Below are 1,023 nucleotides of genomic sequence, written 5' to 3' on the forward strand. Positions count from 1 at the left end.
AGTTAGGGACTGGTTGTTCAACCCTTGGCGCTTTGGTTGCTGCGACCTACAGCGAGCGAAATAGCAGTAAACAAGCGTTAGTTTTAGACGCGCTTTATCGAGTAATCGTTAAAGTGATTTATCAGAAGTCAGCAGACGGCATAGTAGCCAAACGCCCATCGTAATGGAGGGGACACGGTGAAGGCCTGAACATCTTAACCAGAGGAGACACTACAAATGAACTTGAATTCACATAGATCACCGTGTTGTGATAGTGATGAACAGCGTTCGACTGTGAATAATACCTCGAATGAATATAACCAAATAGATCATGACCTTATGGCAAAGGTACTAAGCAACCACAATATTAGCGCAGCATGGCAACATGTTAAGCGCAATAAAGGGGCTGCGGGTATTGATAATATGAGTATTGAGGAATTTAATGACTTCGCTAAGTTACATTGGCTGGGTATTAAACAACAATTACTTAACGGCACTTATCAACCCTTGCCAGTCAAACGCGTGATGATACCCAAACCTGATGGCGGTGAGCGAATGCTTGGGATCCCTGCTGTTATCGACAGAGTGATCCAACAAGCCATTGCTCAAGTGATTAACCCTTACTTTGAGCCTCAATTTTCACCACATAGTTATGGTTATCGCCCTCATAAAAGAGCCAGTCAAGCAGTAAAACATGTTCAAGCTTGTGTTAAACAAGGTTATAAAACAGCGGTTGATATTGACTTGTCTAAGTTCTTTGATGAGGTAAACCATGACATGCTGATGAATCGTATTGGTCGTAAAATCAAAGACAAAGCACTCATGCGCCTACTCGGTAAATACTTACGAGCGGGGATCGCAGAGCGCGAAACAGGTCTGTGGTTTGAGTCAACCAAAGGAGTCCCTCAAGGTGGGCCATTATCCCCCTGTGTCAGGATAGTTGTCGCCTCTAACTTTTAATAGAGGCAGATAAAAATGAGACGTCGATTTACACAAGAATTTAAAGTTCAAGCGGTTGAAAAAGCATTATCTCAATGTGATGAT

At 42.8% G+C, this 1,023-nt stretch carries 1 protein-coding gene; it reads left to right on the forward strand.

The features are described 5' to 3' along the window. Positions 1 to 216 precede the first annotated feature (216 nt). Positions 217 to 939 carry a reverse transcriptase domain-containing protein gene (locus H5200_RS23205; protein ID WP_259399282.1) on the forward strand — a complete coding sequence of 241 codons (723 nt, stop codon included), beginning with the start codon at positions 217 to 219 and terminating at the stop codon, positions 937 to 939. Positions 940 to 1,023 lie beyond the last annotated feature (84 nt).

Source organism: Pseudoalteromonas sp. SG43-7 (genome assembly GCF_014164295.1).
GTDB classification, from domain to species: Bacteria; Pseudomonadota; Gammaproteobacteria; order Enterobacterales; family Alteromonadaceae; genus Pseudoalteromonas; species Pseudoalteromonas rhizosphaerae.

Excerpts from the sequence above, each read along its gene's own strand:
- H5200_RS23205 (WP_259399282.1), top strand. The coding sequence starts at position 217 with ATGAACTTGAATTCACATAGATCACCGTGTTGTGATAGTGATGAACAG.